25 protein-coding genes are annotated in these 25,448 nt (G+C 66.7%); 11 read left to right on the top strand and 14 right to left on the bottom strand.

The window, feature by feature from the left end:
• Positions 1–40 precede the first annotated feature (40 nt).
• From A5678_RS24785 to A5678_RS24780, 3 genes are all read right to left on the bottom strand, one after another.
• Positions 41–292: a hypothetical protein gene (locus A5678_RS24785; protein WP_068048361.1), complete on the bottom strand. Its 252-nt coding sequence runs from the start codon at positions 290–292 to the stop codon at positions 41–43.
• 1 nt (position 293) lies between these two features.
• Positions 294–548 carry a DUF6480 family protein gene (locus A5678_RS28130; RefSeq protein WP_231983762.1) on the bottom strand — a complete coding sequence of 85 codons (255 nt, stop codon included), beginning with the start codon at positions 546–548 and terminating at the stop codon, positions 294–296.
• Positions 549–661: 113 nt separating this feature from the next.
• Positions 662–916 carry a hypothetical protein gene (locus A5678_RS24780; RefSeq protein WP_068048357.1) on the bottom strand — a complete coding sequence of 85 codons (255 nt, stop codon included), beginning with the start codon at positions 914–916 and terminating at the stop codon, positions 662–664.
• A gap of 247 nt (positions 917–1,163) precedes the next feature.
• Between A5678_RS24780 and A5678_RS24775 the strand changes: the two genes are divergently transcribed.
• Both A5678_RS24775 and A5678_RS24770 read left to right on the top strand, forming a co-directional pair.
• Complete coding sequence (locus tag A5678_RS24775) at positions 1,164–1,721, top strand: CsbD family protein (RefSeq protein WP_068048354.1); 558 nt, start codon at positions 1,164–1,166, stop codon at positions 1,719–1,721.
• A gap of 26 nt (positions 1,722–1,747) precedes the next feature.
• Positions 1,748–2,422, top strand: coding sequence for an IF2 family translation initiation factor (locus A5678_RS24770; protein ID WP_068048351.1), 675 nt, complete (start codon positions 1,748–1,750; stop codon positions 2,420–2,422).
• A gap of 11 nt (positions 2,423–2,433) precedes the next feature.
• On the opposite strand, the gene A5678_RS24765 is transcribed toward A5678_RS24770, so the two are convergent.
• The 3 genes from A5678_RS24765 to A5678_RS24755 form a co-directional block, all read right to left on the bottom strand.
• Positions 2,434–3,111: a cutinase family protein gene (locus A5678_RS24765; RefSeq protein ID WP_068048349.1), complete on the bottom strand. Its 678-nt coding sequence runs from the start codon at positions 3,109–3,111 to the stop codon at positions 2,434–2,436.
• A gap of 105 nt (positions 3,112–3,216) precedes the next feature.
• Positions 3,217–3,558 carry a DUF3253 domain-containing protein gene (locus A5678_RS24760; protein WP_082945737.1) on the bottom strand — a complete coding sequence of 114 codons (342 nt, stop codon included), beginning with the start codon at positions 3,556–3,558 and terminating at the stop codon, positions 3,217–3,219.
• A 39-nt stretch (positions 3,559–3,597) separates the two neighbouring features.
• Positions 3,598–4,371 carry an enoyl-CoA hydratase/isomerase family protein gene (locus A5678_RS24755; protein ID WP_068048346.1) on the bottom strand — a complete coding sequence of 258 codons (774 nt, stop codon included), beginning with the start codon at positions 4,369–4,371 and terminating at the stop codon, positions 3,598–3,600.
• 83 nt (positions 4,372–4,454) lie between these two features.
• On the opposite strand from A5678_RS24755, the gene hrpA reads away from it, so the two are divergent.
• Both hrpA and A5678_RS24745 read left to right on the top strand, forming a co-directional pair.
• Positions 4,455–8,378, top strand: a complete 3,924-nt coding sequence (hrpA, locus tag A5678_RS24750) for an ATP-dependent RNA helicase HrpA (protein ID WP_068048517.1) — start codon at positions 4,455–4,457, stop codon at positions 8,376–8,378.
• Between the two features lie 114 nt (positions 8,379–8,492).
• A complete protein-coding gene (locus A5678_RS24745) occupies positions 8,493–9,986 on the top strand; it encodes an FAD-dependent monooxygenase (protein ID WP_068048342.1) in 1,494 nt (497 codons plus the stop codon).
• A gap of 3 nt (positions 9,987–9,989) precedes the next feature.
• Here A5678_RS24745 and A5678_RS24740 read toward each other — a convergent pair whose 3' ends face one another.
• On the bottom strand, positions 9,990–10,172 hold the full coding sequence (locus A5678_RS24740) for a hypothetical protein (RefSeq protein ID WP_068048336.1): 183 nt from the start codon (positions 10,170–10,172) through the stop codon (positions 9,990–9,992).
• Between the two features lie 157 nt (positions 10,173–10,329).
• Between A5678_RS24740 and zwf the strand changes: the two genes are divergently transcribed.
• Complete coding sequence (zwf, locus tag A5678_RS24735; protein WP_068048333.1) at positions 10,330–11,835, top strand: glucose-6-phosphate dehydrogenase; 1,506 nt, start codon at positions 10,330–10,332, stop codon at positions 11,833–11,835.
• 9 nt (positions 11,836–11,844) lie between these two features.
• Here the strand turns inward: zwf and A5678_RS24730 are convergent, their stop codons facing one another.
• Entirely contained in the window at positions 11,845–12,768 is a 924-nt protein-coding gene (locus A5678_RS24730; RefSeq protein WP_068048331.1) for a class I SAM-dependent methyltransferase, read from the bottom strand.
• Between the two features lie 161 nt (positions 12,769–12,929).
• Between A5678_RS24730 and A5678_RS24725 the strand changes: the two genes are divergently transcribed.
• A complete protein-coding gene (locus A5678_RS24725; RefSeq protein ID WP_068048329.1) occupies positions 12,930–13,811 on the top strand; it encodes a CoA ester lyase in 882 nt (293 codons plus the stop codon).
• A 10-nt stretch (positions 13,812–13,821) separates the two neighbouring features.
• Here A5678_RS24725 and A5678_RS24720 read toward each other — a convergent pair whose 3' ends face one another.
• A complete protein-coding gene (locus A5678_RS24720) occupies positions 13,822–14,565 on the bottom strand; it encodes a sensor domain-containing protein (protein ID WP_068048513.1) in 744 nt (247 codons plus the stop codon).
• Positions 14,566–14,973: 408 nt separating this feature from the next.
• Here A5678_RS24720 and A5678_RS27375 point away from each other — a divergent pair, with 408 nt between their 5' ends.
• A complete protein-coding gene (locus A5678_RS27375; protein ID WP_156747074.1) occupies positions 14,974–15,402 on the top strand; it encodes a hypothetical protein in 429 nt (142 codons plus the stop codon).
• A 202-nt stretch (positions 15,403–15,604) separates the two neighbouring features.
• Positions 15,605–16,840, top strand: coding sequence for an osmoprotectant NAGGN system M42 family peptidase (locus A5678_RS24705; RefSeq protein ID WP_156747073.1), 1,236 nt, complete (start codon positions 15,605–15,607; stop codon positions 16,838–16,840).
• 11 nt (positions 16,841–16,851) lie between these two features.
• Here A5678_RS24705 and A5678_RS24700 read toward each other — a convergent pair whose 3' ends face one another.
• Both A5678_RS24700 and A5678_RS24695 read right to left on the bottom strand, forming a co-directional pair.
• On the bottom strand, positions 16,852–17,625 hold the full coding sequence (locus tag A5678_RS24700) for a class I SAM-dependent methyltransferase (protein WP_068048318.1): 774 nt from the start codon (positions 17,623–17,625) through the stop codon (positions 16,852–16,854).
• A 52-nt stretch (positions 17,626–17,677) separates the two neighbouring features.
• Positions 17,678–18,361, bottom strand: a complete 684-nt coding sequence (locus tag A5678_RS24695; RefSeq protein ID WP_068048316.1) for a GAP family protein — start codon at positions 18,359–18,361, stop codon at positions 17,678–17,680.
• A 243-nt stretch (positions 18,362–18,604) separates the two neighbouring features.
• On the opposite strand from A5678_RS24695, the gene A5678_RS24690 reads away from it, so the two are divergent.
• Positions 18,605–20,038 (top strand): FAD-binding oxidoreductase, encoded by a 1,434-nt coding sequence (locus A5678_RS24690; protein WP_068048314.1) that lies wholly within the window; start codon positions 18,605–18,607, stop codon positions 20,036–20,038.
• A gap of 352 nt (positions 20,039–20,390) precedes the next feature.
• On the opposite strand, the gene A5678_RS24685 is transcribed toward A5678_RS24690, so the two are convergent.
• Entirely contained in the window at positions 20,391–21,038 is a 648-nt protein-coding gene (locus tag A5678_RS24685; protein ID WP_068048311.1) for a heme oxygenase (biliverdin-producing), read from the bottom strand.
• Positions 21,039–21,327: 289 nt separating this feature from the next.
• Between A5678_RS24685 and A5678_RS24680 the strand changes: the two genes are divergently transcribed.
• Positions 21,328–21,792 (top strand): limonene-1,2-epoxide hydrolase family protein, encoded by a 465-nt coding sequence (locus tag A5678_RS24680; RefSeq protein ID WP_231983760.1) that lies wholly within the window; start codon positions 21,328–21,330, stop codon positions 21,790–21,792.
• Between the two features lie 24 nt (positions 21,793–21,816).
• Here A5678_RS24680 and A5678_RS24675 read toward each other — a convergent pair whose 3' ends face one another.
• Positions 21,817–22,377, bottom strand: a complete 561-nt coding sequence (locus A5678_RS24675; RefSeq protein WP_231983759.1) for an FKBP-type peptidyl-prolyl cis-trans isomerase — start codon at positions 22,375–22,377, stop codon at positions 21,817–21,819.
• 49 nt (positions 22,378–22,426) lie between these two features.
• Entirely contained in the window at positions 22,427–22,738 is a 312-nt protein-coding gene (locus A5678_RS24670; RefSeq protein WP_082945736.1) for a DUF732 domain-containing protein, read from the bottom strand.
• Between the two features lie 280 nt (positions 22,739–23,018).
• On the opposite strand from A5678_RS24670, the gene A5678_RS24665 reads away from it, so the two are divergent.
• The gene (locus A5678_RS24665) at positions 23,019–25,412 is read left to right on the top strand and encodes a bifunctional diguanylate cyclase/phosphodiesterase (RefSeq protein WP_082945734.1); all 2,394 of its coding nucleotides are present in this window, start codon (positions 23,019–23,021) and stop codon (positions 25,410–25,412) included.
• Positions 25,413–25,448 lie beyond the last annotated feature (36 nt).

The following is a 25,448-nucleotide window of genomic DNA, read 5'->3' as shown; positions in this document are numbered from 1 at the left end:
TCAAAGAGATTCGCCCGCGGCGGTCGTGGCGTGCAGGGCGTCAGGCGCCCAGATTGCGCAGCGCGGTGTCGAGCTCCTCGGCCTGCTCGGCCAGCTCGCGTTCCGACAGCTGTGCGCCTCCGGCCCGATCCAGCACCTCTTGGCGCGTCGCGATCTGCAGGGCGCCACGGTAATCCGGCGCATCCAGTTCCGCCGACGACGCGACGTCGATGCGACCCTCGATCGCGACCAGCGCCGCGTACTCATCCTGGCAGTCCAGCAGCTGCCGGACATCGTCAGCGTTGACGTTCATCTCAAGTTGCCCCAACCATTTTCATGACGAGCAGCACCGCGACCGCGAGGAAGACCACGGCGAAGACGCAAACGGCGATCACGGTCAGTACGGAACCGGGGGTGAATCGCTGGGTCGCGGGCGGTTGGTGCTCGGCCACGCCCGCGGTTTGCGGCGCCGCAGGGGGAGTGGTTCCCGGCCGGACGCCGCCACCGGGCTCAAGCCCGGGCGTTTGCACTGGGGCGTTAGCCCGGGCGTTTGCACTGGGGCGTTGCATTCCCGCCTGGAAAGCGCCCAAACGGGTATGCCGCGATTGCCACCCGATGGAGGGCGCCGTCCCTGCGATCACGTTGCGTATGAGCAGCATTCAGGCGGTGGGGAGCCCGGTACCTAGGCTTCCGAGTGCGGGGTGGGGCTTTGCGCGGATTCCCACTTCGACTCCAGCGACCTCGTCACCGTGGTGCCGGCGGCCAGGTCGACCTGAAAGGTCTCGCCGTCGTCGTCCTGCAACGTGACGATGTAACCGGTGTCGGTGGAGTCTTTGAACACCACTTTGTAGGGCTGTTCACCCGAGCCGCGGTCGACGGCGATGATGTCGCCAGGGGTGACGTCGTCGATAAGGTCGTTACCGGAGGCTTTGGACATACGGACGACGTTAGCCGATCGGGCGCCCGCGGCGGCATCTCGATAACTCTCGCCCGTCTGCGCCACGTGTCCTGTGCGCGACTTTCGTTGAGGCACTGGCTGTTTCATCTATTCAGAGGGCCTCGATCAGGACCGCGCACAAGGGTGACGCAGGTCACATGCGTGTTTGATCGGCGCCATTGGTGGAACCACTTGGCGTGACACGAATGAACGCAATTCTTGGCTAAACGCCGCAAGGAGATAGTCGATGAGCGAGCAGAACAAAGCCGACGAAGCGCGCAGGGGCCTGATCGATTCGGTCAAAGGCAAAGCCAAAGAGGTCGTCGGTGCCGTTACCGGCAACGAGTCGCTGACCGCTGAGGGGCAGCTCGAACAGACCCAGGCGCACGAGCGCAAGGAAGCGAACGCGACGGAGGCCGTCGCCGAGGCGCAGGCCAAGCAGGCGCGGGATGAGGCGGCCGAAGCCAAGGTCCGGGGCGCCCAAGAGCGCGTCGCGGCGAACGCGCAAACCGTCGCCGCCGAGGAGTCGATCGAAGCCCGGGAGGCGGCTCAAAAGGCCGCCGCCGAGCAGGCCGCACGGCAGCGGGCGACCGCCGAGAAGACGCAGGCCGACCTGGACGCGCAGCGCGAAGCGCAGCGAGCGAAGGCCGAGGAGCGCGCCGAGATCCGTGAAGCGTCGGAGGACATCGTCGACGCCGTCGCCGAGCACCAAACGTCGGTGCAGGTGGCTCGCAACGAAGAGTCGGAGGCCGACCGCCTGCGACGCCAAGCCCAAAACGTGTCCGACGAAGCCGACCTGCCCTGACGGCGGGCCACACCCAGGAGAAGTTGATGAAGATATCCGAAGTCCCGTTCGCAGTTTTGCGGTTTCAATACCAGCTCGCGCGTTTCCCGTTGCAGTTGATCGAGGACCGGGTGGTAACCCGCATCCCGACGGAAGCGCCCGCGCGGCTGCTGTTCGAGCGCTCGCTCGGCATGCTGGACACCACGGTCGGCAACGCGCTCGACGACCCGGATCTCATCGAGCGGGGAACCGCGCTCGTCGGACGCAGCGACAAGCTGGGCCGCGCGGCCAAGCTGGACGCCAAGGCCGCGGCCCGGAAGGAACAGGCCGACGCGAAGCTGAAGGGCGCCCGCGACCAGGCGATCGAGGACCGGCAGGAAGCTCAGGCCGCCACCGAGCAGGAGATCAAAGAGGCCCGCAAGACCGCCGAGCGACGCAAACGTGAAGCAACACAGTCGGCCCAGCAGCAGAGCGCCGCGGCGAAGCGGCGCGCCGACGAAGCGGCGGACAGGCAGAAGCGGACGGTCGAATCGGCCGAACGCCAGGTGGAGACCAGGACCCAGGCCGCCGAGAAGGCCGCGGCCAAGGCCGCGTCAGCGAAAATCGACGAGGCCGAGGACAAGCTGGGCGACGCCGCTGAGAAGCGCGCCGAGGCGGACCGGGTCGCGGAACTGGCGGCCGCCGAGAAGCAGCAGCGGCAAGAGGAACGCGCGAACGACTGACCGGCCGCGGCTCAGACGCGCGGCGGCGTCCCCTGGTTGATCTTGTTGGCGGCGAATGTCGCGGCCTGGGCGGTCATCCCGTCGTCGATGTAGGACACGTGCGCCATGATGTTGCCGCCCCCCGAGCAGATCGGGTCGTCGGGGGCACACAGGCTGATCGTCTTGGCGCCGTACGCCGGGTTGATCGTCGGCAGCGGCTGGCCGCCCCACAGCATGGACGAGAATCCGCTGCTGGGCTCGCCGAAGAGGGCGACGGCAGCGACGTGATCGGCGACCGCGGGCGGCATCGCGTTGGTCGCCAGATCGATCACCGTCGAACCCTGGGAGTATCCGCCGAGCACGATCCGCGAGTTCGGGCAGCTGGCAACGGTGTCTTGGATGTGGGCACTGGCGTCATTGGACCCGGCGTTCGCGCTGTTGTGGTAGTCGTCGTTGGCCGGGTAGTTGACCGCATAGACGTCCACGGACTTCCCGCCGAGCTGCGAGGTGAGCGAGTCCACGAACGCCTGCCCGATGTTGCCCACGCCGGGCTCTTGATGAGTGCCGCGGGCGAAGACAACCGAGACGTCCGAGCATGCATCGGCGGCAGCGGTGGGCAGGGCTGATGATTGCCAGACGGGGCTGCTCAGCGCAGCCCAGGCCGTCGCCACCGAGACACCAACTATGCGGGCAAATCTGCGTGCACTCATGCCGAAATCCTGTCACATCACCGGCCACGGCGGTTCCGGCGGCCGGCGCTGGGCCCGAGAAGCGAGCGCAGGCAGTCGAATCAGATTGCGGCGCAACCGATGCTGTCAGCCGGCGGTGCTCTGGATCCGAATGGGGCCGGTCCAGTCGCCCTCGGGATCGAGGACGGTGCCGCGCTGCGTGATCTGCACGTCGCCCGATTTGGCCAGCTGCCGCGCGACGTCGCGCGCCTCGGGCATCAGGTCGCGCCAGTTCTCGCCACCCACGGCCCGGGCGGCGTCCGATGGGCAGATGCTGCTCCGCGGGCCGCGATGCTGGGCCAGCGCGCGGATGGAGGATTCCAGTCGCCGCCTGACCGGCCCGTCCCCGAGGGCGATCTCGGCATGGTCGGCGCCGGGACCACCGCCGTCAACGACTCGGCCCAACTCGTCCCGCAATCGCTCACCCACCCGATCAGTCAAGGCCAACGCGCCGGTGGTCGCCACTGCCTAGCGGCCACGCCACTGGGGTTTGCGCTTCTCGGCCCATGCCCGAAGCCCCTCGGCGACGTCCTCGGTCGCCCCGGCCACCTTGCGCATGGTCTCCCCGAAGCGGACGGCCTCGATCCAGCCCATGTCCGCCGTTCGCCACGCCACCTCCTTGGTCGCCCGTTGGGCCAGGGGAGCGGCCTCGGTCAGGGTCCGGGCCCAGGCCCGGGCCTCGGCCTGCAAGGCGTCCGGCTCCACGAGCTTCCACACCAGGCCGATCTCCTTGGCCCGCTCCGCGCTCATGGGCTTGCCGGTCAGGAGCAGCTCCATGGCGTTGGCCCAGCCGACCCGCTGGGGCAGCCGGATGGCGCCGACGATGGTGGGCACGCCGATCGACACCTCGGGAAAGCAGAACGTGGCCTCGGTGCTGGCGATGACGAAGTCGCAGAACAGCACACCGGTCACTCCGTAGCCGATGCAGGGCCCGTGCACGGCGGCGATGGTCGGCTTGAACAACTCCATCCCGGACTCGAAGGAGTTGATGGTCGGCTTCTCCCAGAACGTGCCGCCGAAGGTGCCCACCGAGCCCTCGCCGTCCTTGAGGTCGCCGCCGGCGCAGTAAACACTGCCGTTGGCCGTCAGAATCGCGACCCACGCGTCCAGGTCATCGCGGAACCGCTCCCACGCCGCGTTCAAGTCCTGGCGAAGTGGCCCGTTGATGGCGTTGCGAGCCTCGGGGCGGTTGAGTGTGATGGTGGCGATGTGGTCGTCCAGCTCATACGTGACGAGACTCATGGGTTCACCCTAGGGCGAATTCGTTCGCCAAAGCCCCACGCTCGGTGGCGGACGGCGTCGGCCGCACGCCTACCCTGGCCAAAGTGCCCGAACTGTCCGTCGCGGAACTGCACACCCGCCTTGACGGCCTGACCACCCGCGATGCCGCGCGCCTCGGACGGCGCCTGAAGAATCTGCGCGGGGCCAAACCCGACCAGCTACGGCGGCTTGCCGAGCAGCTGGCGCAGGCCGAAGCGCTCGTCGCCACGCGGCGAGCCGCCGTGCCGGACATCGGGTATCCCGATCTCCCGGTCAGCGCGCGGCGGCAGGAGATCGCCGACGCGATCCGGGCGAACCAGGTCGTCGTCGTCGCCGGTGAAACCGGTTCGGGGAAGACCACCCAACTGCCCAAAATCTGTCTCGACGCCGGCCGGGGCGTCCGCGGAACCATCGGGCACACCCAGCCCCGGCGGCTGGCCGCCCGCACGGTCGCGCAGCGCATCGCCGACGAATTGGGCAGCGCGCTCGGCGATACGGTCGGCTACACCGTCCGGTTCACCGATCAGGTCAGCGACCGCACCCTGGTGAAGCTGATGACCGACGGCATCCTGCTCTCCGAGATTCAGCGGGACCGCCGGCTGCTGCGCTACGACACGCTGATCCTCGACGAGGCCCACGAGCGCAGCCTGAACATCGACTTCCTGCTGGGTTACCTGCGTGAGCTGCTGCCGCGCCGGCCGGACCTGAAAGTGATCATCACCTCGGCGACCATCGACCCGCAACGGTTCGCGGATCACTTCGGTGGGGCGCCGATCCTCGAGGTGTCCGGGCGGACCTACCCGGTAGAGATTCGCTACCGGCCGCTGGAAGTTCCCGTGTCGAGCGGTCTCAACGATGATCCCGATGACCCAGACCACGAGATCGTGCGCACCAAGACGCGTGACGAGGTGGAGGCGATCGTCGATGCCATCGGTGAACTCGAGGCCGAGCCACCCGGGGACGTCCTGGTTTTTCTGTCGGGTGAACGCGAAATCCGGGATACCGCAGAGGCATTGGGCGGGCTGAAGAACACCGAAGTGCTTCCGCTGTACGCCCGGCTCCCGACCGCCGAGCAGCAGAAGGTGTTTGCGCCCCACACGGGGCGCCGCGTCGTCCTGGCGACCAACGTCGCCGAGACGTCGCTGACGGTGCCGGGTATCCGCTACGTCGTCGATCCCGGCAACGCCCGCATCTCGCGCTACAGCCGCCGCTTGAAGGTGCAGCGGTTGCCGATAGAGCCGATCTCGCAGGCCTCGGCCGCCCAACGGGCCGGCCGCTGCGGCCGGGTCGCGGCCGGGGTGTGCATCCGCCTGTACTCCGAGGACGACTTCGCGGCCCGCCCGCGCTATACCGAGCCCGAGATCCTGCGGACCAACCTCGCCGCGGTGCTGTTGCAGATGGCGGCGCTGCGGCTCGGCCCCCCACCCGGGTATGTGGAGAACTTCCCGTTTCTCGACCCGCCGGACCGGCGCAGTATCCGCGATGGTGTGCAACTGCTGCAGGAGTTGGGAGCGTTCGACGCCCAGGGCGCGATCACCGACCTCGGCCGCCGCCTGGCGCGGCTGCCGGTCGACCCCCGACTGGGCCGGATGATCCTGCAGGCCGACGCTGAGGGATGCGTGCGGGAAGTGCTCGTGTTGGCCGCGGCGCTGACCATCCACGACCCGCGGGAGCGACCCGCCGACCGCGAGGAGGCCGCCCGCCAGAAGCATGCCCGCTTCACCGACGAGAACTCCGACTTCCTGTCCTACCTGAACCTGTGGCGCTACCTGCGCGAGCAGCGAAAGAAATTGTCCGGCAACCAGTTTCGCCGCCTCTGCCGCGATGAGTTCCTGCACTATCTGCGCATCCGTGAGTGGCAGGATCTGGTGGGACAGCTGCGCAGCATCGCCCGCGACCTGGGCCTTAACGAGTCTGGGGCCGAGTCCGACGAACCGGCCGATCCGGCCCGCGTCCACGCGGCGCTGCTGGCGGGGTTGCTGTCGCACGTGGGCATGCGCAGGGAGGATGGGCGCGAGTACCTGGGGGCGCGCAACTCGCACTTCGTTCTCGCGCCGGGCTCCGCGCTCACCAAGCGGCCGCCCCGATGGGTCGTCGTGGCGGAGCTGGTTGAAACCAGCCGCCTGTTCGGGCGCACCGCCGCGCGCATCCAGCCCGAGGTGGTCGAGCGGGTCGCGGGCGACCTGGTGCAGCGCACCCACAGCGAACCGCATTGGGACGCAAAGCGTGGCGAGGTGATGGCCTACGAGCGGGTGACGCTGTATGGGCTGCCGCTGGTTGCCCGCCGCCGAGTCGGCTACGCCCGCGTCGAGCCGGGGGTGGCGCGGGAATTGTTCATCCGGCACGCGCTGGTGGAGGGCGACTGGCACACCCGCCATCACTTCTTTCGCGACAACGCGCAACTGCGCGCCGAGCTCGAGGAGCTGGAGGAGCGCGCCCGCCGCCGCGACCTGCTCGTCGGTGACGACGAGGTCCACGCGCTCTACGACGCCCGCATCCCGGCCGAAATCGTCTCCGCGCGGCATTTCGATGCGTGGTGGAAGAAGCAGCGACACAAGACGCCAGAGCTGCTGACCTTGACTCGTGACGACCTGTTGCGCACGGGCGACACCGCCGACGCCGAGCGGCCGACCGCCTGGCATTCGGGCGATGTCACGCTGCCCCTGACCTACCGGTTCGAGCCGGGCGCCGCCGACGACGGCGTCACGGTGCGCGTGCCGATCGATGTGCTGGCGCGGTTGGGCGGTGACGAGTTCGCCTGGCAGGTGCCGGCACTGCGCGAGGAGCTGGTCACCGCGCTCATCCGCTCACTGCCAAAAGACCTGCGCCGCAACTTCGTTCCCGCCCCTGACACCGCCCGTGCCGTGCTTGCGGGGATCGACCAGGCGGGGGAGCCGTTGTTGGCGGCATTGCAGCGCGAATTGCGCCGTCGCACCGGTGTTTTGGTGCCCGTCGACGCGTTCGACCTCGACAAGTTACCGGCGCATCTGCGGGTGACCTTCGCCGTCGAGTCTCCCGACGGCACCGAGGTCGCCCGCGGAAAGGACCTCGACGCGTTGCAACGACGACTGGCCGCGCCCGCCCGCCAGGCCGTGGCCGAGGCGGTCGCCGGCGAGCTGGAACGCACGGGCCTGCGCACCTGGCCGGACGACCTGGACGCGCTCCCGCGCGTCGTCGAGCGAACGGTCGACGGCCGCGCCGTGCGAGGCTTTCCCGGTTTCGTCGACGCGGGCAGCGCGGTCGACCTGCGGGTCTTTACAACGCCGGTGGAGCGGGACAACGCCCTGCGGCCGGGCCTGCGCCGATTGGTGCGGCTGAGCGTGGCGTCGCCGGTCAAAGCGGTTGAGCGTCAACTGAGCCCACGAACCCGCCTGGCACTCGGCGCGAACCCGGATGGCTCACTGACCGAGCTGGCCGAGGACTGCGCCGACGCCGCAGCGGACGCGCTGGTACCCGGGCCGGTGTGGGCGCGCGACGAGTTCGCCGCGCTGCGCGATCGGGTGAGCAAGGCGCTGGTGCCGACAACGGCCGACCTGGTGGACCGCGTTGAGCAGGTATTGGCCGCCGCGCACGAGGTGCAACTACTCCTGCGCGGGCAGCCGCCGCCGACGCAGACCCACGCGATCGCCGACGTCCGCGCTCAGCTGGATCGACTCTTGGCGCCGGGGTTCGTCACCGCCACCGGACGCACCCACCTGGCCGATCTCACCCGCTACCTGACCGCAATCCGCCGGCGACTCGAGAAGCTGCCGCACGGAATCGACGCGGACCGGGAACGGATGCGGCGGGTGCACGCCGCGCAGCGCGCCTATGACGAATTGACACAGTCGCTGCCCCCCGCGCGGCGGGCGGCGGACGACGTCCGCGACGTTGGACGGCAGATCGAAGAACTGCGGGTGAGCCTGTGGGCCCAGCAGCTGGGCACCCCGCGGCCGGTGAGCGAGCAACGGATCTACCGAGCCATCGACGCGCTGCGCGATCCCACGTGAATTATTGCCCTTCCAGCTTCAACCTATAGCGCACCCGGGGGCTTGCGGCAAGGGCCGGGTGATGCCGCACAATCGCTGGCCGAAGCCGATTTTCGCTGTGTCAGGGGGTTGGGAATGTCGTCGCAGGAGAACGCTGACCATGCCGTTCTGGTCGCCGGAGGAGGCCCGACGGGCCTGATGCTGGCCGGCGAACTGGCGTTGGCGGGCGTCGATGTGGCGGTCGTCGAGCGGCGCGCCGACCAAGACCTCATCGGTGCGCGCGCCGGAGGTCTGCATGCGCGCTCCATCGAAGTCCTCGATCAGCGGGGCATTGCCGATCGATTCCTTGCCCGGGGACAGGTCGCCCAGGTCGCCGGGTTCTCCCAGATTCGCCTGGACATCAGCGACTTTCCCACCCGGCATCCCTACGGCCTTGCGCTGTGGCAGAACGAGATCGAACGCGCACTCGCTGACTGGGTGAGTGAGCTGGGTGTGCGGTTCTATCGGGGGCATGAGGTGACGGGCATCGCCCAAGACCGCAGTGGCGTCGACGTCGCGTTGGCCGATGGCCGATCCCTGCGCGGGACGTACCTCGTCGGCTGCGACGGCGGACGCAGCGTGGTCCGCAAAGCCGCCGGTATCGATTTTCCGGGGTGGGATCCGACGGCCAGCTACCTACTGGGCGAGGTTCAGATGGATTTTGGGACAGGCGATCCGCCGGTGTGGGGCATCCGCCACGACGCGCTCGGCGTGCATTCCCTTGCCGCCTCGGAGGAGGGCGGGCCGGTGCGTCTCATGGTCACCGAGCGGCGCCTCGAGCCCAACGGCGAACCAACATTGCGCGACCTGAGCGAGGCGCTGATCGCCGTATACGGATCGGACTACGGAATACACAGTCCCGCTTGGCTTTCCAGGTTCACCGACATGGCGCGGCAAGCCGCGACGTATCGCGGCCGGCGCGTCCTGCTGGCCGGTGACGCCGCACATGTCCACCACCCGGTGGGCGGACAGGGTCTGAACACCGGCTTGCAGGATGCGGTCAATCTGGGGTGGAAGCTGGGACAGGTGGTCAACGGCACCTCGCCCGACGACCTGCTCGACACATACCACGCCGAACGGCACCCGGTCGCCGCGCGCGTGCTGCGCAACGCGATCGCGCAGATGGCGCTTCTTCGCCCCGACGACCGAACGAAGGCGTTGCGCGACACCGTGTCCGACCTGCTGGCCATGGACGAGCCTCGCAAACGGTTCGCCGCCATGATGTCCGGCCTGGACGTCCGCTACGACCTGGGCGACGCGCACCCCCTGCTCGGGCGACGTATGCCCGATCTCGACCTGGTCAGCGCCGATGGCCCGCTGCGGGTTTTCACGCTGTTGCACCGGGCCCGACCGGCGCTGCTCAACCTCGGGGAACCGGGCCGATTCAACGTCACCCCGCGGCCGGACGGAGTCCGACTGATCGACGCGAAATATGCCGGTAACTGGGAGCTTCCGGCCATCGGCACGGTCGCGGCTCCCGACGCGGTGCTGATCCGTCCGGACGGGCACGTTGCCTGGGTCGGACACGGCACGAGTGACGGCTTGAGCGACGCGCTCACGGCCTGGTTCGGCGCCCCGCCCGGCGCTTAGGGTCTAATCCGGCGGTTCATCGCCCGAACCCAGGGTGGGCGCGCTTTCCCGGTCGCTGGGCTTGCCGGCAACACCTTCGGCCTCCCGGTCGTCGGCGACCTTCTCCTCGAGCCGGTCGACGATGTCTTCCAGCTCCTGAGAGTGACCCCGCAGGTCTTTGTCGGGTTTCGTCATATCGCTTTCCATCGACTGTGGTCGGGCACCGTCGGTATCCAGTACCCAGTCCGCCGGCCGATAACCGGGCGGCGACTGTGATCCTCGGTTCATGGCGGCAAAGGCCGCGTTGGCCGAGCTAGGAGTGACGGACGCGACATTACGCCGCGGCGGTGGAAGTATCGCAAGGGTGGCCGATAAGAAACCGCAGACCATCTCGTACCCGGCGGCCGACAGGCGTCCGCGCCGCCACGAAACCGAGCCGCTGGATCCCCACGTCATCGTTCTGTTTGGGGCGACGGGCGATCTGGCGAAACGCAAGCTGATCCCCGGCCTCGCCTACCTGGACCAGTCCGAGCTTGCGCCCGACATTCAGATCGTCGCGACCTCGCTGGAAGACCTCAGCGACGACGAATTCCGCGAGATCGCCAAAGATGCGATCGACTCGTTCGGCACGCACAAGCTCACGTCCGAACAGTGGGCGAACTTCGCGAAGATCATCACCTACGTCCCGCAGGGGAAGGGACCGGAAGCGCTGGCGGCGGCGGTCGCCGAAGCCGAAGCCGAGCTGGGTCCCAACGTCAGGCGGCTGCATTACCTGTCGGTGCCGCCCAAAGCCGCGCAGGACGTCATCACCATGCTGAGTGACGCCAAGCTCGTCGAGCGCTCGCGGGTGGTGATGGAGAAGCCGTTCGGAACCGATCTGGCCAGCGCGGTGGCGCTCAACGATTTCGTGCATGAAACGTTCGAGGAATCCCAGATCTTCCGCATCGACCACTTCCTCGGCAAGGAGGCCGCACAGAACATTCTGGCGTTCCGCTTCGCCAACGGGCTGTTCGAGCCGATCTGGAACCGCAACTTCATCGACCACATCCAGATCGACATCCCCGAGGCCCTCGGCCTGGACCAGCGGGCGAACTTCTATGAGGAGACCGGCGCCTATAAGGACATGGTTGTGACCCACCTGTTCCAGGTGATGGCGTTCGTCGTCATGGAGCCGCCCACGGCGCTCGAACCTTTCGCCATCAGCGAAGAAAAGAACAAGGTGTTCCGCTCGATGCTGCCGGTCAAGCCTTCCAATGTGGTGCGCGGCCAGTACAACGGATACCGCGACGAGGATGGCGTGGCAAAGGATTCCGACACCGAGACGTTCATCGCCCTCAAGGTCGGCATCGACAACTGGCGTTGGGCGGGCGTGCCCATCTATCTGCGCACCGGCAAGAAGATGGCCGAGGGCATCCGCATCATCTCGATTGCATTCAGAGAGGCGCCCCGGACGATGTTTCCGCCCGGTTCGGGGGTTGGGACTCAGGGGCCCGACCACCTGACGTTCGACCTCGCCGACAACTCGAAGGTTTCGCTGTCCTTCTACGGCAAGCGGCCGGGCCCCGGTATGAAGCTGGACAAGTTGTCCATGCAGTTCTCCTCGCAGGAGATCGACACCGTCGTGGACGTGCTGGAGGCGTACGAACGGCTCATCCTCGACGCGATGCGGGGCGACCACACGCTGTTCAACACCGCGGAGGGCATCGAATCGTTGTGGGAGCGTTCGCAAGAGCTGCTCGATGACCCTCCGCCGGCGAAGATGTATCAGCCGGGCACCTGGGGTCCCAATGCCATTCACCAATTGATCGCACCCAATGCGTGGCGGTTGCCGTTCGAGCGGGAGTGGCGCGACGCCAGGCCTGACTCCTAGGCGGCGCGTTCAGCCCAGTTCGGCGCTGATGTAGGTGATGGCGTGCCGGAATTCCTTGAGCACCTCGTTGTCGGGAGCGACGAAGCCGTAGTGGGCGTATAGCTGCTCGGTGGGGTGCGGGGTGACGACCCAGCCCGTGGCGGCCAGGTGCTCCCCAGCGGGTTGGCGCGCCCCCTCCCACACCAGCTCGGCGACGTCGATGTCCAGTCCGTGCTTACGCCAGGTGCTGCGCATCGCACGCGCACGCTCGTCGGTGAACACGCCCATGTCGGTGATGTTCTCGGTGGCCAGCCGGCTGCCCGGTGCGCTGAGCGCGGTGATGCTGTCCAGGAGCCGGTCCTGCGCCTGCGGCGGCAGGTAGGGGAGCAGGCCTTCGGCGATCCAGGCCGTGGGCGCCGTCGTGTCAAAGCCATTGGCGCGCAGCGCGGTTGGCCAGTCGTCACGCAGGTCGATACCTACGGTGCGGCGTTCGGCGGCCGGTTCGGCACCGATTCGGGCCAGCGTGTCGCTCTTGAAGGCGATGACCTCGGGCTGGTCAACCTCGTAAACCACCGTGCCCGCCGTCCAGGCCAACCGATAGGCCCGGGAGTCCAGTCCGGCGGCCAAGATCACGGCCTGGCGTATCCCGGCGCTGGACGCCGTTGTGAGGAAATCATCGAAAAACTTGGTTCGCACGGCGATCTGCTCGCGACGCTGCTGCAAAGTCAGGGGCATGTCGTCGTTGTCGAGCGGAATTTCGCCGTCGAGCATGCGGACGAAGAAGGGGTGCCCGACCGCGCGCACCAACGGCTCGGCGAACCGGTCGTCCAGCAGCTGATCCGGCTCGCGGGAGGCCAGCGCTCGGGACGCGGCGACCATCGTCGCGGTCGCCCCGACGCTGGAAGCCAGATCCCAGCTGTCGCCCTCGGTGCGCGCCGAACCAAGTGATGACACTCGTCGCTCCCTCCCGGATTCGGCCGCCGCGGCGGCAAGGTTTCGGGTGTTCGCCGCCCACCGGCTGCGCGACTACACCACCTGAGATCGAAGGGTACTTTCTGCCTATGCCGCGCTCACCACACACCCGCTGAGCCCGACGACAGGAAGCGAATCACTGGATGGCACCGACCCTGCGCCCGCGCCGCTCGGCGTTATACCTGCCCGGCAACAAGCCCCGCGCATTGGAGAAGGGGAAATCGCTGCTCGCGGACGTGCTCATCTTCGACCTCGAGGACGCCGTCGGACCCGACGCCAAAGCCGATTCGAGGGCCACGGTGTGCGGCGCGATCTCGCCAGGCAGCTACGGGTCGCGGGAGGTGGTGGTGCGCATCAACGGCTTGGACACCGAGTGGCACCGCGAGGACCTGGCGGCGGTAGCCGGTTCGGCCGCCCACGGGGTGCTGGTGCCCAAGATCGAGTCGGGCGAGCAGGTGCGGGCGCTGGCCGCAACGCTGGTCGAGCTTGACGCACCGGAGTCGTTGCAGCTGTGGGTGATGATCGAAACCCCGCGATCCTTCCTGAAGGTGGAGGAGATCGCCTCGGCCAGCGGCCGATTGGCCGCGCTGGTGATCGGCACCAACGACCTGGTGAACGACCTGCACGCATTGCACGTGCCCGGGCGGGCGCCGGTCGTGCCTGCGTTGTCGCTGGCCGTGCTGGGAGCCCGGGCAGCCGGAAAGGTGATCCTGGACGGCGTGTTCAACGACATCACCGACGAAGAGGGATTTCGTGCCGAGGCCCGGCAAGGCCGCGAAATGGGTTTCGACGGTAAGACTTTGATCCATCCGTCCCAGATCGGCCCGGCCAACGACCTGTTCGGTCCGTCACAGCAGGAAGTCGCCGACGCCCGCAAGGTTGTCGCCGCCTACGAGGAGGCGCGCGCCGCGGGGACCAGTGTCATCACGGTGGACGGCCGCATGATCGAGAGCCTGCACGTCCGCAACGCCGAGCGGATCCTCGCCCTGGCGGATCTGATCGCCGACCTGGCGTCCGCCTCGTAGGCGTACCGGGTTATTGCTTGTCGACTCTGCCGGAGATCTGACCGGCCAGCTTGACGGCCAAGCCCGCCGGGTCCTTGCGGACCGCGCTGACGTCGATTGCCACGTTGTTGCGCACGGTCAGCGCCCGCTGACACGTCATGGTCAGCAGGACGTTGCCGTTGTCGCGCGCTGTCATCGTCAGGGTGGTGCTCAACGTCCCGTTGGCATTGGAGACCGGTCCCACCTCCCAACCCGTCTCGGGGGTGTCCTGCCCGGCCGGGGTGGTGAATTGGCGGTTCGCGCAGGCCGGCCAACGCTGCACCGATGTGGTGAAGAAGGCGTTGGCCTCCTTTGCGGTCGGGAACAACACCAGCACCTGTTCCACCTCGGGGTCAGGTTCGTTGGAATTCGGAAGGGACGCAACTTCGTCGTCGCCGCTGACGGCGGTGTAGCCGCTGCCGGCATAAACGGGAGCTTGACCGGGGCCGATGGCGTAGACGCAGTCATCGGGGAATTTCCAGCCCGCGGGCCACGGCTGGTTCGCGGCGTCGTCCTTCAGCTTGTCGTTCTTTTCCTTGCTCTTCGATCCGGTGGCGCCCAGGGCGCTGTCGAGGTCCGCCGAGGTGAGCAGGAAGCCCGGCAGCGCGGCCTGCGCGACCGGGGGCCGGGTGGAGGTCGTCGTGGATGAGCCGGAGCCGCGCTCGTTGCTACCGCCGCACCCGGCAATCAAAATCCCGATGGCCGCGACGGAGATCGCGGCTGACAGTTGGCGCATGAATTGCTCACCCTTCACGGTCACGTTGAGCGCTCAGGCTTCCGCGCGGGCATCGCATCCGCTGGCAAGCTGAGAGGTGGACGGAGCATAACCGCTTCGACAGCAAATTGCGTGATTCATCGGAAAATGTTCCGTGAATCGTCTTTCGAGCCTGGCGGTTCATGTTGATCGGGTGACGCACCGAGTGACCCAGGACCGGCGGATCGGGTCCGCTCGGCACCCCGCAGGCGGAAAAGGTTCGCAGATCAAGGGTTTCCTAGGTCAATAAAACCGCGCGGTGGGGACCCACCTGCCTAGGTACAGCGGGGCTCCTCCGACTCAAATACCAATTCAAAATCGCGCCGGGCGATGCCAGTTACCGGTAAGGTGCATGCAGCAAACACCGCTTCGGGAACGGAGGAGCCTCCGATGCGGCTGGACCGAACCAAGATCGCGGGCGTGGTCGCCATCGCGATCGTCGCAACGGGGTGCTCGAACGAAACGTCACCGTCGGCCTCGTCATCCGGCCAATCGGCGACCTCGAGTTCGCAGGCGCCCAGTTCGTCGCCGCCGACGACGACGCCACCCTCGCCCCCCACGCCAGGCGGCCCCCTCGATCAATCCACCTGCCTGGACATTTCCTTCGCGAAAGACAATTTGATGGTGGCGCAGAAACCCGAGGATGCGCGCAAGTTCGCCGACACGCTGGAAAAGTACGGCCCACCCGAACCGGTAAAGGTTGCGATCGAGCACTTCGTCACGACCGTCGGCGCGCAGCCCAACGATACTGACCTGAACGCCAACAGGGAGGCACTTACCGCCTGGATCAAGCAAGTGTGTCCCAACGTGAACCCGTGACACTTGATCAGCCAGGCCGGTCACCTTTGAGTGAGCCAATCCAGTTGCGCCAACGGGCGTCCGGGCGCGACGTGCTCTACCGTGATGGCAGCGGGGGGCAGGGGGCGCCTAATTGCGGCGCGGGTGCGTGCCCGGACCGGTGAGTCGACGTTGATCACGCGGTAGGTTGAACGCGGTTCCGGACGACTCGAGAGGAGACACCGTGCGTCACAGCGCGGCCATGGCCGAGGCCGACCGCACGTGGATGGTTGACACGCTGCTCGCGCTGCTGCAGACACCCAGTCCGGCGGGGCGGACGGACGCGGTGATGCAGCACATCGGCGACATCTTCGATGACTTCGGCGTGCCGTTCTCCCTGACCCGGCGCGGCGCGCTGACCGCCGAGCTTCCCGGGGCATCGGCCACTGTCGACCGCGCGCTCGTAGTTCACGCCGACACGATCGGCTGCATGGTGCGGCGACTCAAGGACAACGGCCGTCTCGAGGTGATTCCGGTCGGCACCTTCTCGGCTCGGTTCGCCGCCGGCGCCCGGGTGCGGATATTCTCCGACGATCCCGACGAATTCATCACCGGCACGGTCATGCCGCTCAAGGCCAGCGGGCACGCCTTCGGTGACGAGATCGACCTGCAGCCGACCGACTGGGAACACGTCGAGGTCCGCGTGGACCGGAAGGTGTCCTCGCGGGAGGACCTGGTTCGTCTCGGCCTGCAGATCGGCGACTTCGTCGCGCTGATCGCCAGCCCCGAACTGACCGCCGACGGCTACATCGTTTCTCGCCACCTCGATGGCAAGGCGGGGGTCGCGATCGCGCTCGCGCTGGCCAAGAATTTCGCCGAGAACAAGATGGTGCTGCCGCATCGCACGATGGTCATGATCACCATCACCGAAGAGGTCGGCCACGGAGCGAGCCACGGGTTGCCCCCGGATGTGGCCGAATTGGTCTCGGTGGACAACGCGGTGTGCGCGCCCGGCCAGCATTCCATCGAAGACGGCGTGACGATTCCGATGGCCGATCTGCACGGTCCGTTCGACTATCACCTGACGCGGAAGCTGTGCCGGCTCGCCGATGAGCAGGACATCCCGTGTGCGCGGGACGTCTTCCGCTTTTACCGCTCCGACGCCGCCGCGGCGATCGAGGCGGGCGCGGGCACCCGCGCAGCGCTCGTCGGTTTCGGGCTCGACGGCAGCCACGGCTGGGAGCGCACCCATCTGGATTCGCTGCAGGCGGTGTACTGCCTGCTGCACAGCTGGCTGCAGACGCCGCTGACCTTCGCCAAATGGGATGCCAAGCCGTCGGGCAAGCTACGGGACTTCCCGTCGTCCGAGCAGCCCGCCCCGAGCGAGCGGTGGGTGCCGCTGGCCCGTGGGGAACACGATTCCCCCGGCGAGGCATCGCCGGGTTCGGTTTGGCCACCGTCGGAGGGCCCCCAGGCCTGAGGCGTTAGCGCCTAGCGTTCGGCGCCGCGGGGGATCCGGTCGGCGCGCCAGCACCGCGACTTCATGGGGACGTCGACCGCTTCGGCTTGCGGGAAGCGCTCATTCAGGGCGGCGCGGGCATTGGCGAGTCGCTGCGCTCGTTCATCGGGAGCCGCGATGATCACGCGGCTGTAGGTGCCCACCATCGCGACGATGTCGTCGATGCTCATCGTCCGCACGAACGTGAATGTCTCGCGGGCGACGTTGCGAAAGATCTGCGGATACGGCAGCACGACGTTTTCGTGGCGCCGGCGAAAGCGGTCGGGCGATTCGGCCTCGGGTGTGTCCTCGCCCGGCAGCAGGTCGAGGTCGCGCAGCCAGTCCACGTCACGATCCCGACTGGTCCAGATCAGACCGAATCGCCCGCCGTCGCGGAGCACCCGCCCGATCTCCGGAACGGCCCGTTGGGGATCCATCCAGTGCCACGCCGACGAGACAAACACTGCGTCCGCGGATTGGTCGGGAAGCGGAACCGCCTCCCCAGTGCCTTCGACGACACGAACCTCGGGGGAGCGCTCGGTGAGTACCGCCCGCATGCGCGCATCCGGCTCGACGGCGACGACCTCCGCCGCCCTGTGCACGAGTGTGCGGGTGAACAGCCCCGTGCCCGCGCCCAAGTCGACGGCCACCCCGCAATGGGGTGGCACCAGCCAGTCCACGACTAGCTGCGGTGGTTGTGGACGCAAGCCGTCGTAGTCCTCGGCGATCGAGCCGAAGGACGTCGCGCGCTCTTGACGATCAGTCACACGCAACAAGGTATGGCAGCTCGCTATGCAAGAGATGAGAAAGGGTGCCGCGTCACCACAGGGCGCTGTGATTTACGAGCGCATCCGCCACCAGTCCTATTCCGAAAACCAGGAACAAAAGCCGTACCGATATTGGTCCGTAGCGGGTCAGGGCGCGGACGAGCCTGCGCTGAATGCGCTTGGCGCGCATGGTTCGTCTCATCGAGAGCGCAAGGATCAGCAGCGGTGGGGAAAGGGCGATCGCCCAGTAGACGATGATGACCAACGGCCAGAAGGGCGGCCTCGGGTGCAGGGCGGCGAGCATGGCCAGCCCGGTGAGATAGGGGATAGCGGTTGGCGCCTGCCCGCTACCGACCGCCAATCCGAGGAACCCGAGCAGCCACGGACGCTCGCGCATCGCAGCCAAAGCCCAACCGGGCGCCGATGATTGGGCGGTCAACGGGAAGTAAGCCAGGCCGGTCAGCAAGAGGCCGAGCACCAACTCGCCGCGAAAACGGATGGCCGGTGTCACGTGGAAGCCGACGACGTGAGTCACGAAGCTCAGTCCCAGTACCATGCACAGCCCGAACGTGGTTGTCATGGCGAACACGCCCGTGATGAAGCTCAGGGCGCCCGGAATCGGCGACCGGCGATTCAACCGGCTGTCGAAGATGACCGCCGAGACCACCCCGAGATTGAGGACGTTCAACGAATCGAGAAACGCCAGACCGGCAAGCGCCAGCACAAGAGGACCCACGCGCCTGAAACCCGCTTATCGAGTGAACTGCTCGGGCGTGAACATCGAAGCGGCGATCATGCTGCAGACAATACGAGTCGACAAGCGGCGTGTCTGTTCGAGGCGGCGCCCGCCGGGCTCGGCGGGCACATCACCGAGGTGGCTCGTATCGGTCTCGATCCGGTCACACGGCATGGGGCGCCGCGGCTTTCGTTGTCACGCGTTCGAGAATGCAGGGCATGAGGCAGACGCGGGAGCCCGTCGGTGGCGGGTGAAATATCCCGCCAGACGTTCCTGCGGGGTACCGCCGGAGCGTTGGCCGCCGGTGCGGTTTTCGGCTCCGCCCGGGCCACCGCCGCTCCCAATCCCACCGGGTGGGAGAGTCTGTCCACCGCCATCGGTGGACAAGTCCTGCTGCCCGACAATGGCGCTTTCGGCTCGGCCAAGCAGGTGTTCAACACCAACTACAACGGCTCGACACCCGCCGCGATCGTCACCCCGACGTCGCCGGCGGACGTGCAAAAGGCCATGGCGTTCGCCGCCGCCCACAATCTAAAGGTGGCGCCGCGCAGCGGAGGCCATTCCTACACCGGCGCCTCCACCGCAAACGGCGTCATGGTGCTCGACCTGCGTCAACTGCCGGGGGGAGTCAATTACGACGCCGGCACCGGGAACGTCACGGTGACGCCCGCGACGAGCTTGTACGCGATGCACGAGACGTTGGCCGGCGCCGGCCGGGGCATCCCGACGGGGACCTGCCCGTCGGTCGGTGCCTCCGGTCACGCCCTGGGCGGGGGTCTGGGCGCCAGTTCCCGCCACGCGGGGCTGCTCTGTGACCAACTGTTATCGGCGTCGGTGGTCCTGCCAGGCGGTCAGGCCGTGACCGCGTCCAACGCCAGCAACCCCGATCTGTTCTGGGCGTTGCGCGGTGGCGGCGGCGGCAACTTCGGCGTGACCACCTCGCTGACCTTCGCCACCTTTCCCACGACGGATCTGGACGTGGTGAACCTCAATTTCCCGCCCGAGGCGTTGGCGCAAGTACTGGTCGGGTGGCAGAACTGGCTGCGCTCCGCCGACCGGAACAGCTGGGCGCTGGCGGACGCCACCGTCGACGGAATGGGGACGCATTGCCGCATCATGGCGACGTGCCCGGTCGGCTCGGGGGGCGCCGTGGGGGCGGCCATCACCAAAGCGGTTGGCGTGCAACCGACCGGGACCGAGAACCACACGTTCAACTATCTGGACCTGGTGCGCTATCTGGCCGTCGGGAACCTCAACCCGTCACCGCTCGGATATGTCGGCGGGTCCGACGTGCTGCCCGTCGTCAACGCGGCCACCGCCCAGGGGATCGCCAAGGCGGTCGACGCCTTTCCGCGTGGAGCGGGCCGCATGCTGGCCATCATGCATGCGCTGGACGGCGCCCTCGCCGATGTGGCGCCGGGGGCGACCGCCTTCCCGTGGCGTCGCCAGTACGCGCTGGTTCAGTGGTACGTCGAAACCGGCGATCCGGCGGCGGCGACCAACTGGCTCAACACCGCACACCAAGCCGTGCAGCCGTACTCGGTCGGCGGCTACGTGAATTACATCGAGGCGAACCAACCGGCCTCGCGGTACTTCAGCTCGAACCTGTCCCGGCTGACCGCCGTGCGCCAGAAGTACGATCCCAGCCGAATCATGTTCTCGGGGCTCAACTTTTAGTGAATGGCGTGAGCGTCTGCACCGCCACAGCTGGCAAGCCGGCGGACGGCCCTATAGCAAGCCCTACTTCGGATACCTCGCCGGCTGCGGCTACCGGCTCGCACCGATCGAACAAGTCACGGCCGGGCAGATCATGGCTGAGCAATTGAGGTTCTCGCCAGGCGACATCGCGACGCTGAACCGCATCAGGCGATTGCGGGATTGGCAATAACAGCTACGCATGAACCGCTACTACAACAAAACGCTGACCGAGGAGCAGTACCGCGCGGCTATCGGCTCCGTCCACGACGAACTCTCAGACCTCGGCGAGTTTCGCGGACCCATGTAGGCCGGCTGCGCTTGTGAAGAAGCGTCAACGCCGGCTCGGAATATGGTCGGCGAGCTCGTCGAGCAAGGCGTGATTCAAGCCGAAGGCCAATTTGACCTCGTCGACGATGCGCCCGATGTCATCTGCATTGGGGCGGAGCGCATCAAGGCGGGCACGATAGGCGTCTTTGTACCGCTTGGGTCGCACCGGGAATTCGTAGAACGCGAGCCCGAGGCCGCGAAGATCAAATGTGCGTTCGAGGGCTTTGTAAAGGACCCGGCCTCCCGAGAGGTCTCCGAGATAGCGCGTGTAGTGGTGGGCCACCAACGAGCCACCCCAAGTAAGCGTGGCGACCCGCTCGCTGTAGGCCGTCGCCGCGGGGGACTCGACCGCGCGGGCGCCGTCGGCGCGCCAGTGCCGCAGATCGGCGTCGATGGCCGGAAGGCGCTCTAACGCCGGGTCGTACACGGCGGCCACCATGGGGTCCTTGCGGTGGGCCCGCATGGCGTCCTCGAGGGCGGCGTAGACCACGCGTAACCGAAGCAGGTATTCGGAATATCCGCGAGCGGCCACCCGGCCCGCAAGCAGTTCGGAGATGAATGCGCTCCGTTCGGCGGCGATATGTTCCGCCGCCGACCCCTCTTTCATCGCGATCGACAAGCGGCCACGTGTAGGAATGTTGATCGGGCGCATGTCCTGTCAGATTACATTGGCGACTGCGGGCAACGAGGTGACGGCAAAAATCGCAACCCTAGGCTTCAATCGACACAGGTGAAAACGGGGGAGCCGCGGGGCCCCGTCCGCCGCGGCGCTGGACCAGCTCAGCGACCTCTGCCCGCACTCCGACGGCCTGGTGGAGCGTCGTGGCGAGGCGATCGACGACAGGTGTCGGGCCACTTCGAACACCACGTCACCATCATCAGCCTCGGCCGAAGTCAAACGCAAACGACTGTCGGCATCTACAGTTCAGCGAATAGTGCCAATGACGTCCGAAGAAATCGAGATGGCGAAAAGCGTTGCGCCTAAAAATGACAACGAGAAAATCGTGGTCGATTTTATACACGCCGCTTACGGCGAGAAAATGGACATCGACGGGATGACCGCGCTCATGGCCGACGACTTGGTGTGGCAACTTCACGTGCCTCTTTCCCCGGTCGTTCGCGGACGTGACGCCGCTCGTGCGGAACTCGAGAAGCACAACACACTTTCGACGGGAATGGTCGAGGGCAGCGAGATCCACACCATCGTGTCCGACGGTGCCACCGTTGTCGTCGAGCGCGTCGATGTCAACGCCATGAACGGTGTCGCCGTAACGTTCTACGTCACCGCGTTCTTCGGTGTCCGCGACGGTTCGATCACTTCCTGGCGAGAGTATTGGGACACCACACACGTCGCCCAGCAACTGGGCATAGATCCCGCGCTCATGTTCGTGCCGCTAAAGAGTTGAGCCACGGGGGATTAGCGCGCCGCGCTAGCTGGATGCGCCGAGGATCTTGATCGCGAACACGAGCGAGTCGCCCGGCCGGATTCCAGCGCTGGGTTGGCCGTTGGGGTAACCATCCGCGGAAGTCATCGCGACGCCTACCGTGGACCCGACCTTTTGTCCCGCGATGGCCTTCTGGAAGCCCGGCACGACTCCGTTGAGCGGGAAGTCAACCGGGGCGCCCCGTTCGTAGCTGTTGTCGAACACCGACCCGTCACGTCCGTTGACGCCCATGTAGCAGACGGAAACCCTGGCGGCGGCGGGGACCACGGGCCCGTCTCCCGCGTGCAGCGTATGGACCTGAGTTTGGGTCACGCTGAACGGGGTCGTCACGTCCACGCGCGGTGCCGTCGTGTCCGTGGACCCGGTGACCGCGACGCTGCCGGTGCTTCCGGCCAGTGTCCAGTCGGGCGTTCCGCCATTCTGCGGGGGTGCCGTGGGGCAGGAGCCGGCCGCGGTTGCCGTGCCCGATCCGGCGAGCGTCAGAACGGTTGAGATGGCACAGGCCGCGATGGCGGAATAAACCAGGGAGGATTTCACGGCCGCCACGCTACAGCCAGGCATCGCGTCCGTTGGCGGTAGCCCGGCGCCGGGGCTGTCATGTGCAGAGGCTGGGCGCGTCGCACACATTGCCGGGGCAGTAGGTGGAGTGCGCGGCGTCGACCATGGTGCCGACGTCCAACAGCGTCACGCCCCTCGCGTTCAAATGAGCGTGAACGTCGTCGGCAATCTGTTGTGGCGTCCAACCCCACGTGAGGTCGTAGCAGATGAGGTGGGCCTCCCCGATGAGCGCCTCTTCCGTTCGGGGCGGCCACGTGAGTCCGACGGCACGCAGTTGTGCGAGGTATGCGTCATCCTGCGGGGTGGCGGCCGCAAGCGCAGCACTGCCGGCCAGGGCAGCGCCCGACATCATGGGTATGGCGAGTACGGCCAGCCAACGACGTGAGGGCATCCGATTACCTTCCATTCTTTGCGTCAGCGTGGCCGCCAAAACTGTGCCGCTTCAAAGCTGCTCAGGTATGGACAATAACGAAAATTCCCGAAGGCGGGTCCGCGTTCTCACGCTCTGTCGCGATCGCGTTCTTTAGTGAGTAGGCGTTTCGGGTCTCGTTCATACGCCCACCCGCCCAAAGGAGGCCTCCCATAGCCAGTGGAGCTGGTGTGGTGTCCGGCTACCGTTCATTGCCGTAATGGCCGAGAAACAGGTAGGCAAATTTGCAGAACTACTTTTGCGGTGTGTCTTATCCTGCTTGCGAACCGCACCCGGCAGATTGAGGGGAATGTTGTCACTGACACGAAGCCGCCTTGTGGTGGTCGTGTTGGCGACTATCGGGCTCCTCGTGTTCGCGGCGATGTTGTTCGGCGCGAACGGCGCCCCGGGCCGCTGGTTACTCGCCCCGGCCGGCTCTGTCATTGCGGGCGTCTTCGCACTCGCATGTTCAGCCAGTGCCGCGCGCGGTTCTCGAGGCCGCCAACGCCTTGCGTGGACCGTCATGGCGACCGGATTGTTCGGCTGGACCGTCGGCCAGGCAGTGTGGTGTTACGTCGCTGTGGGTGGCAATCCTCCGGCCGCGGATCTCTCGGCCGCCAACTTGGGTTACCTGATCTTGCCGCTGTGCGCGTTGGCCATCGCAATTACGATTCCCAGCCGCGACGACTCCCGATTCGGAATCGGCCTCCTAATTGACGGCGTCCTCGTCACCGCGTCGCTGTTGGTGGTTCTCGTCATTCTGCCGCTGAGTCGCCCTGGGCACCCATCCCAGACGGTCAACGTTCCACGGATCCTGTTGGCCACCGCCGCGGGCGTATATGTGGGGCTCGTCGCCACGACCTTCATCGTCGTGAAGAAGGCCGAGGCCGGTCGCAAACTCTCACCATCACTGATGATGGTGGGCTGGGGATACATTGCAGCCGCCGGGATAGTCCACGTCTACATGGATTACGCCGACCATGCTCCCAACGACCTCGTCGTCCTCGGCTGGGTCAGCGGAATGTATTTCATCGCGCTCTCCGGAATCACTTCCCGGCCGACACCGGAACCCGACCTCGGCTTTTCGCAGCCCTCGTCGAGGGCGTCGCTGTGGCTGCCATACCTGCCCGTACTGCTGGCCATTGTCGTTGGCGCTGTGCACTTTTGGCCCACCTACCGAAAAGAGGCGTTCATCTTCTCGGTTTGTGTGGTGCTGTTCCTCACCACCTTGGCCCGCCACGTATTGCTGCTCGAGCGAAAGCAACGTCTACTCGTCGCGGTGTCGGACGCCGCCCTCCGGGACCCGTTGACGGGGTTGGCAAATCAGCGACTCTTCGACGATCGCCTGGCGCATGCGCTGCGCTTACACGTTCAGCACAGCGTGCCGGTCAGCGTACTCACGGTGAGCGTAGATGATTTCAAGCTGGTCAACGACACGCTCGGTTACGACGTGGGGGACAAGCTACTGCGGAGCGTTGGCGAGCGGATCCAGGCCAACGTCAATGACAACCACACCGTTGCGCGGATGAGTGGGGACGAATTCGCGATCCTGGTCGAAGACCGTCCCGACGCGGCATTGCACGTTGCCAACGGGATAGCCCGATCCTTCGAGGAACCCGTCGATATCGAGGATCAACGCCTAGACGTACGCGTGAGTATCGGCGTCACCTCGGCGGGATCGGAACCGGTCGCCGCCCCGACGCCGGAGGATCTCCTGAAACGCGCCGATGCGGCACGCGCCGTCGCGATGCTGGCGAGCTCGACCAACGTGCGGACGTTCACGCCTGAGATGGACGCTCAGCTTGGCGAGGCGCCGGCATACGACAGTGCCATCGCACGATTGCAGCTGCTTGGCGAACTGCGACGCGCCATCGAGAACGGCTCGCTGACTCTGCTGTACCAGCCGAAATTCGGCATGACGACCGGTGCCGTGAGCGGGGTAGAGGCGCTCGTGCGGTGGCAGCATCCGCGCTTCGGTGTGCTGGAGCCCGCCCAGTTTTTGCCCCTGGTCCGCGAACACGGGCTGATGCATGCGCTTACCGATCTGGTGCTGTCGCGCGCCGTCGCTGACGCTGCCGCGTGGCACGAGGCCGACGCCGCGATCCCCGTCGCGATCAACCTCGCCGCACCCTCCCTGGATAAGGATGCACTGCCGGACCGGATCATGTCCGTGCTCAACGCATACGCGATGTCTCCCAGTTTGCTCACGATTGAGATCACCGAGGATTTGGTGGTGGCCGACCTGGCGAGGGCCCGCACGGTGCTCGATCGTCTGCGCGAGAACGGCATTCGGGTGGCGATCGACGACTTCGGCAGCGGCTACGCCACTCTGACCTATCTGCGCGAGTTACCGGTCGATGAAGTCAAACTCGGCCGTGAATTCATCGCGCCGATCCTGCACGACGACCGCGCCGCAATCATTACGCACTCGGTCATCGAATTGGCATCTGCTTTCGGCATCGCCACCGTTGCGGAAGGCGTCGAAGACCTCGCAACGGCCCAACGACTCAAGGATTACGGTTGCGACGCCGTGCAAGGGAACTTCTTCTGCCCCCCATTACCGGCTTCCGAGATCCCGCGAGTCTCCGGCATCTCGACGCTCGCGGCGCAGTAGTCGTCGTGTCGCAACTGACGGTGATGCCGCGGACTG

Source organism: Mycobacterium sp. E2733 (assembly GCF_001667585.1).
Taxonomy (GTDB): Bacteria; Actinomycetota; Actinomycetes; order Mycobacteriales; family Mycobacteriaceae; genus Mycobacterium.
The sequence above is the reverse complement of the archived record's forward strand: the minus strand, read 5'-3'. Positions and strand labels throughout refer to the sequence as shown.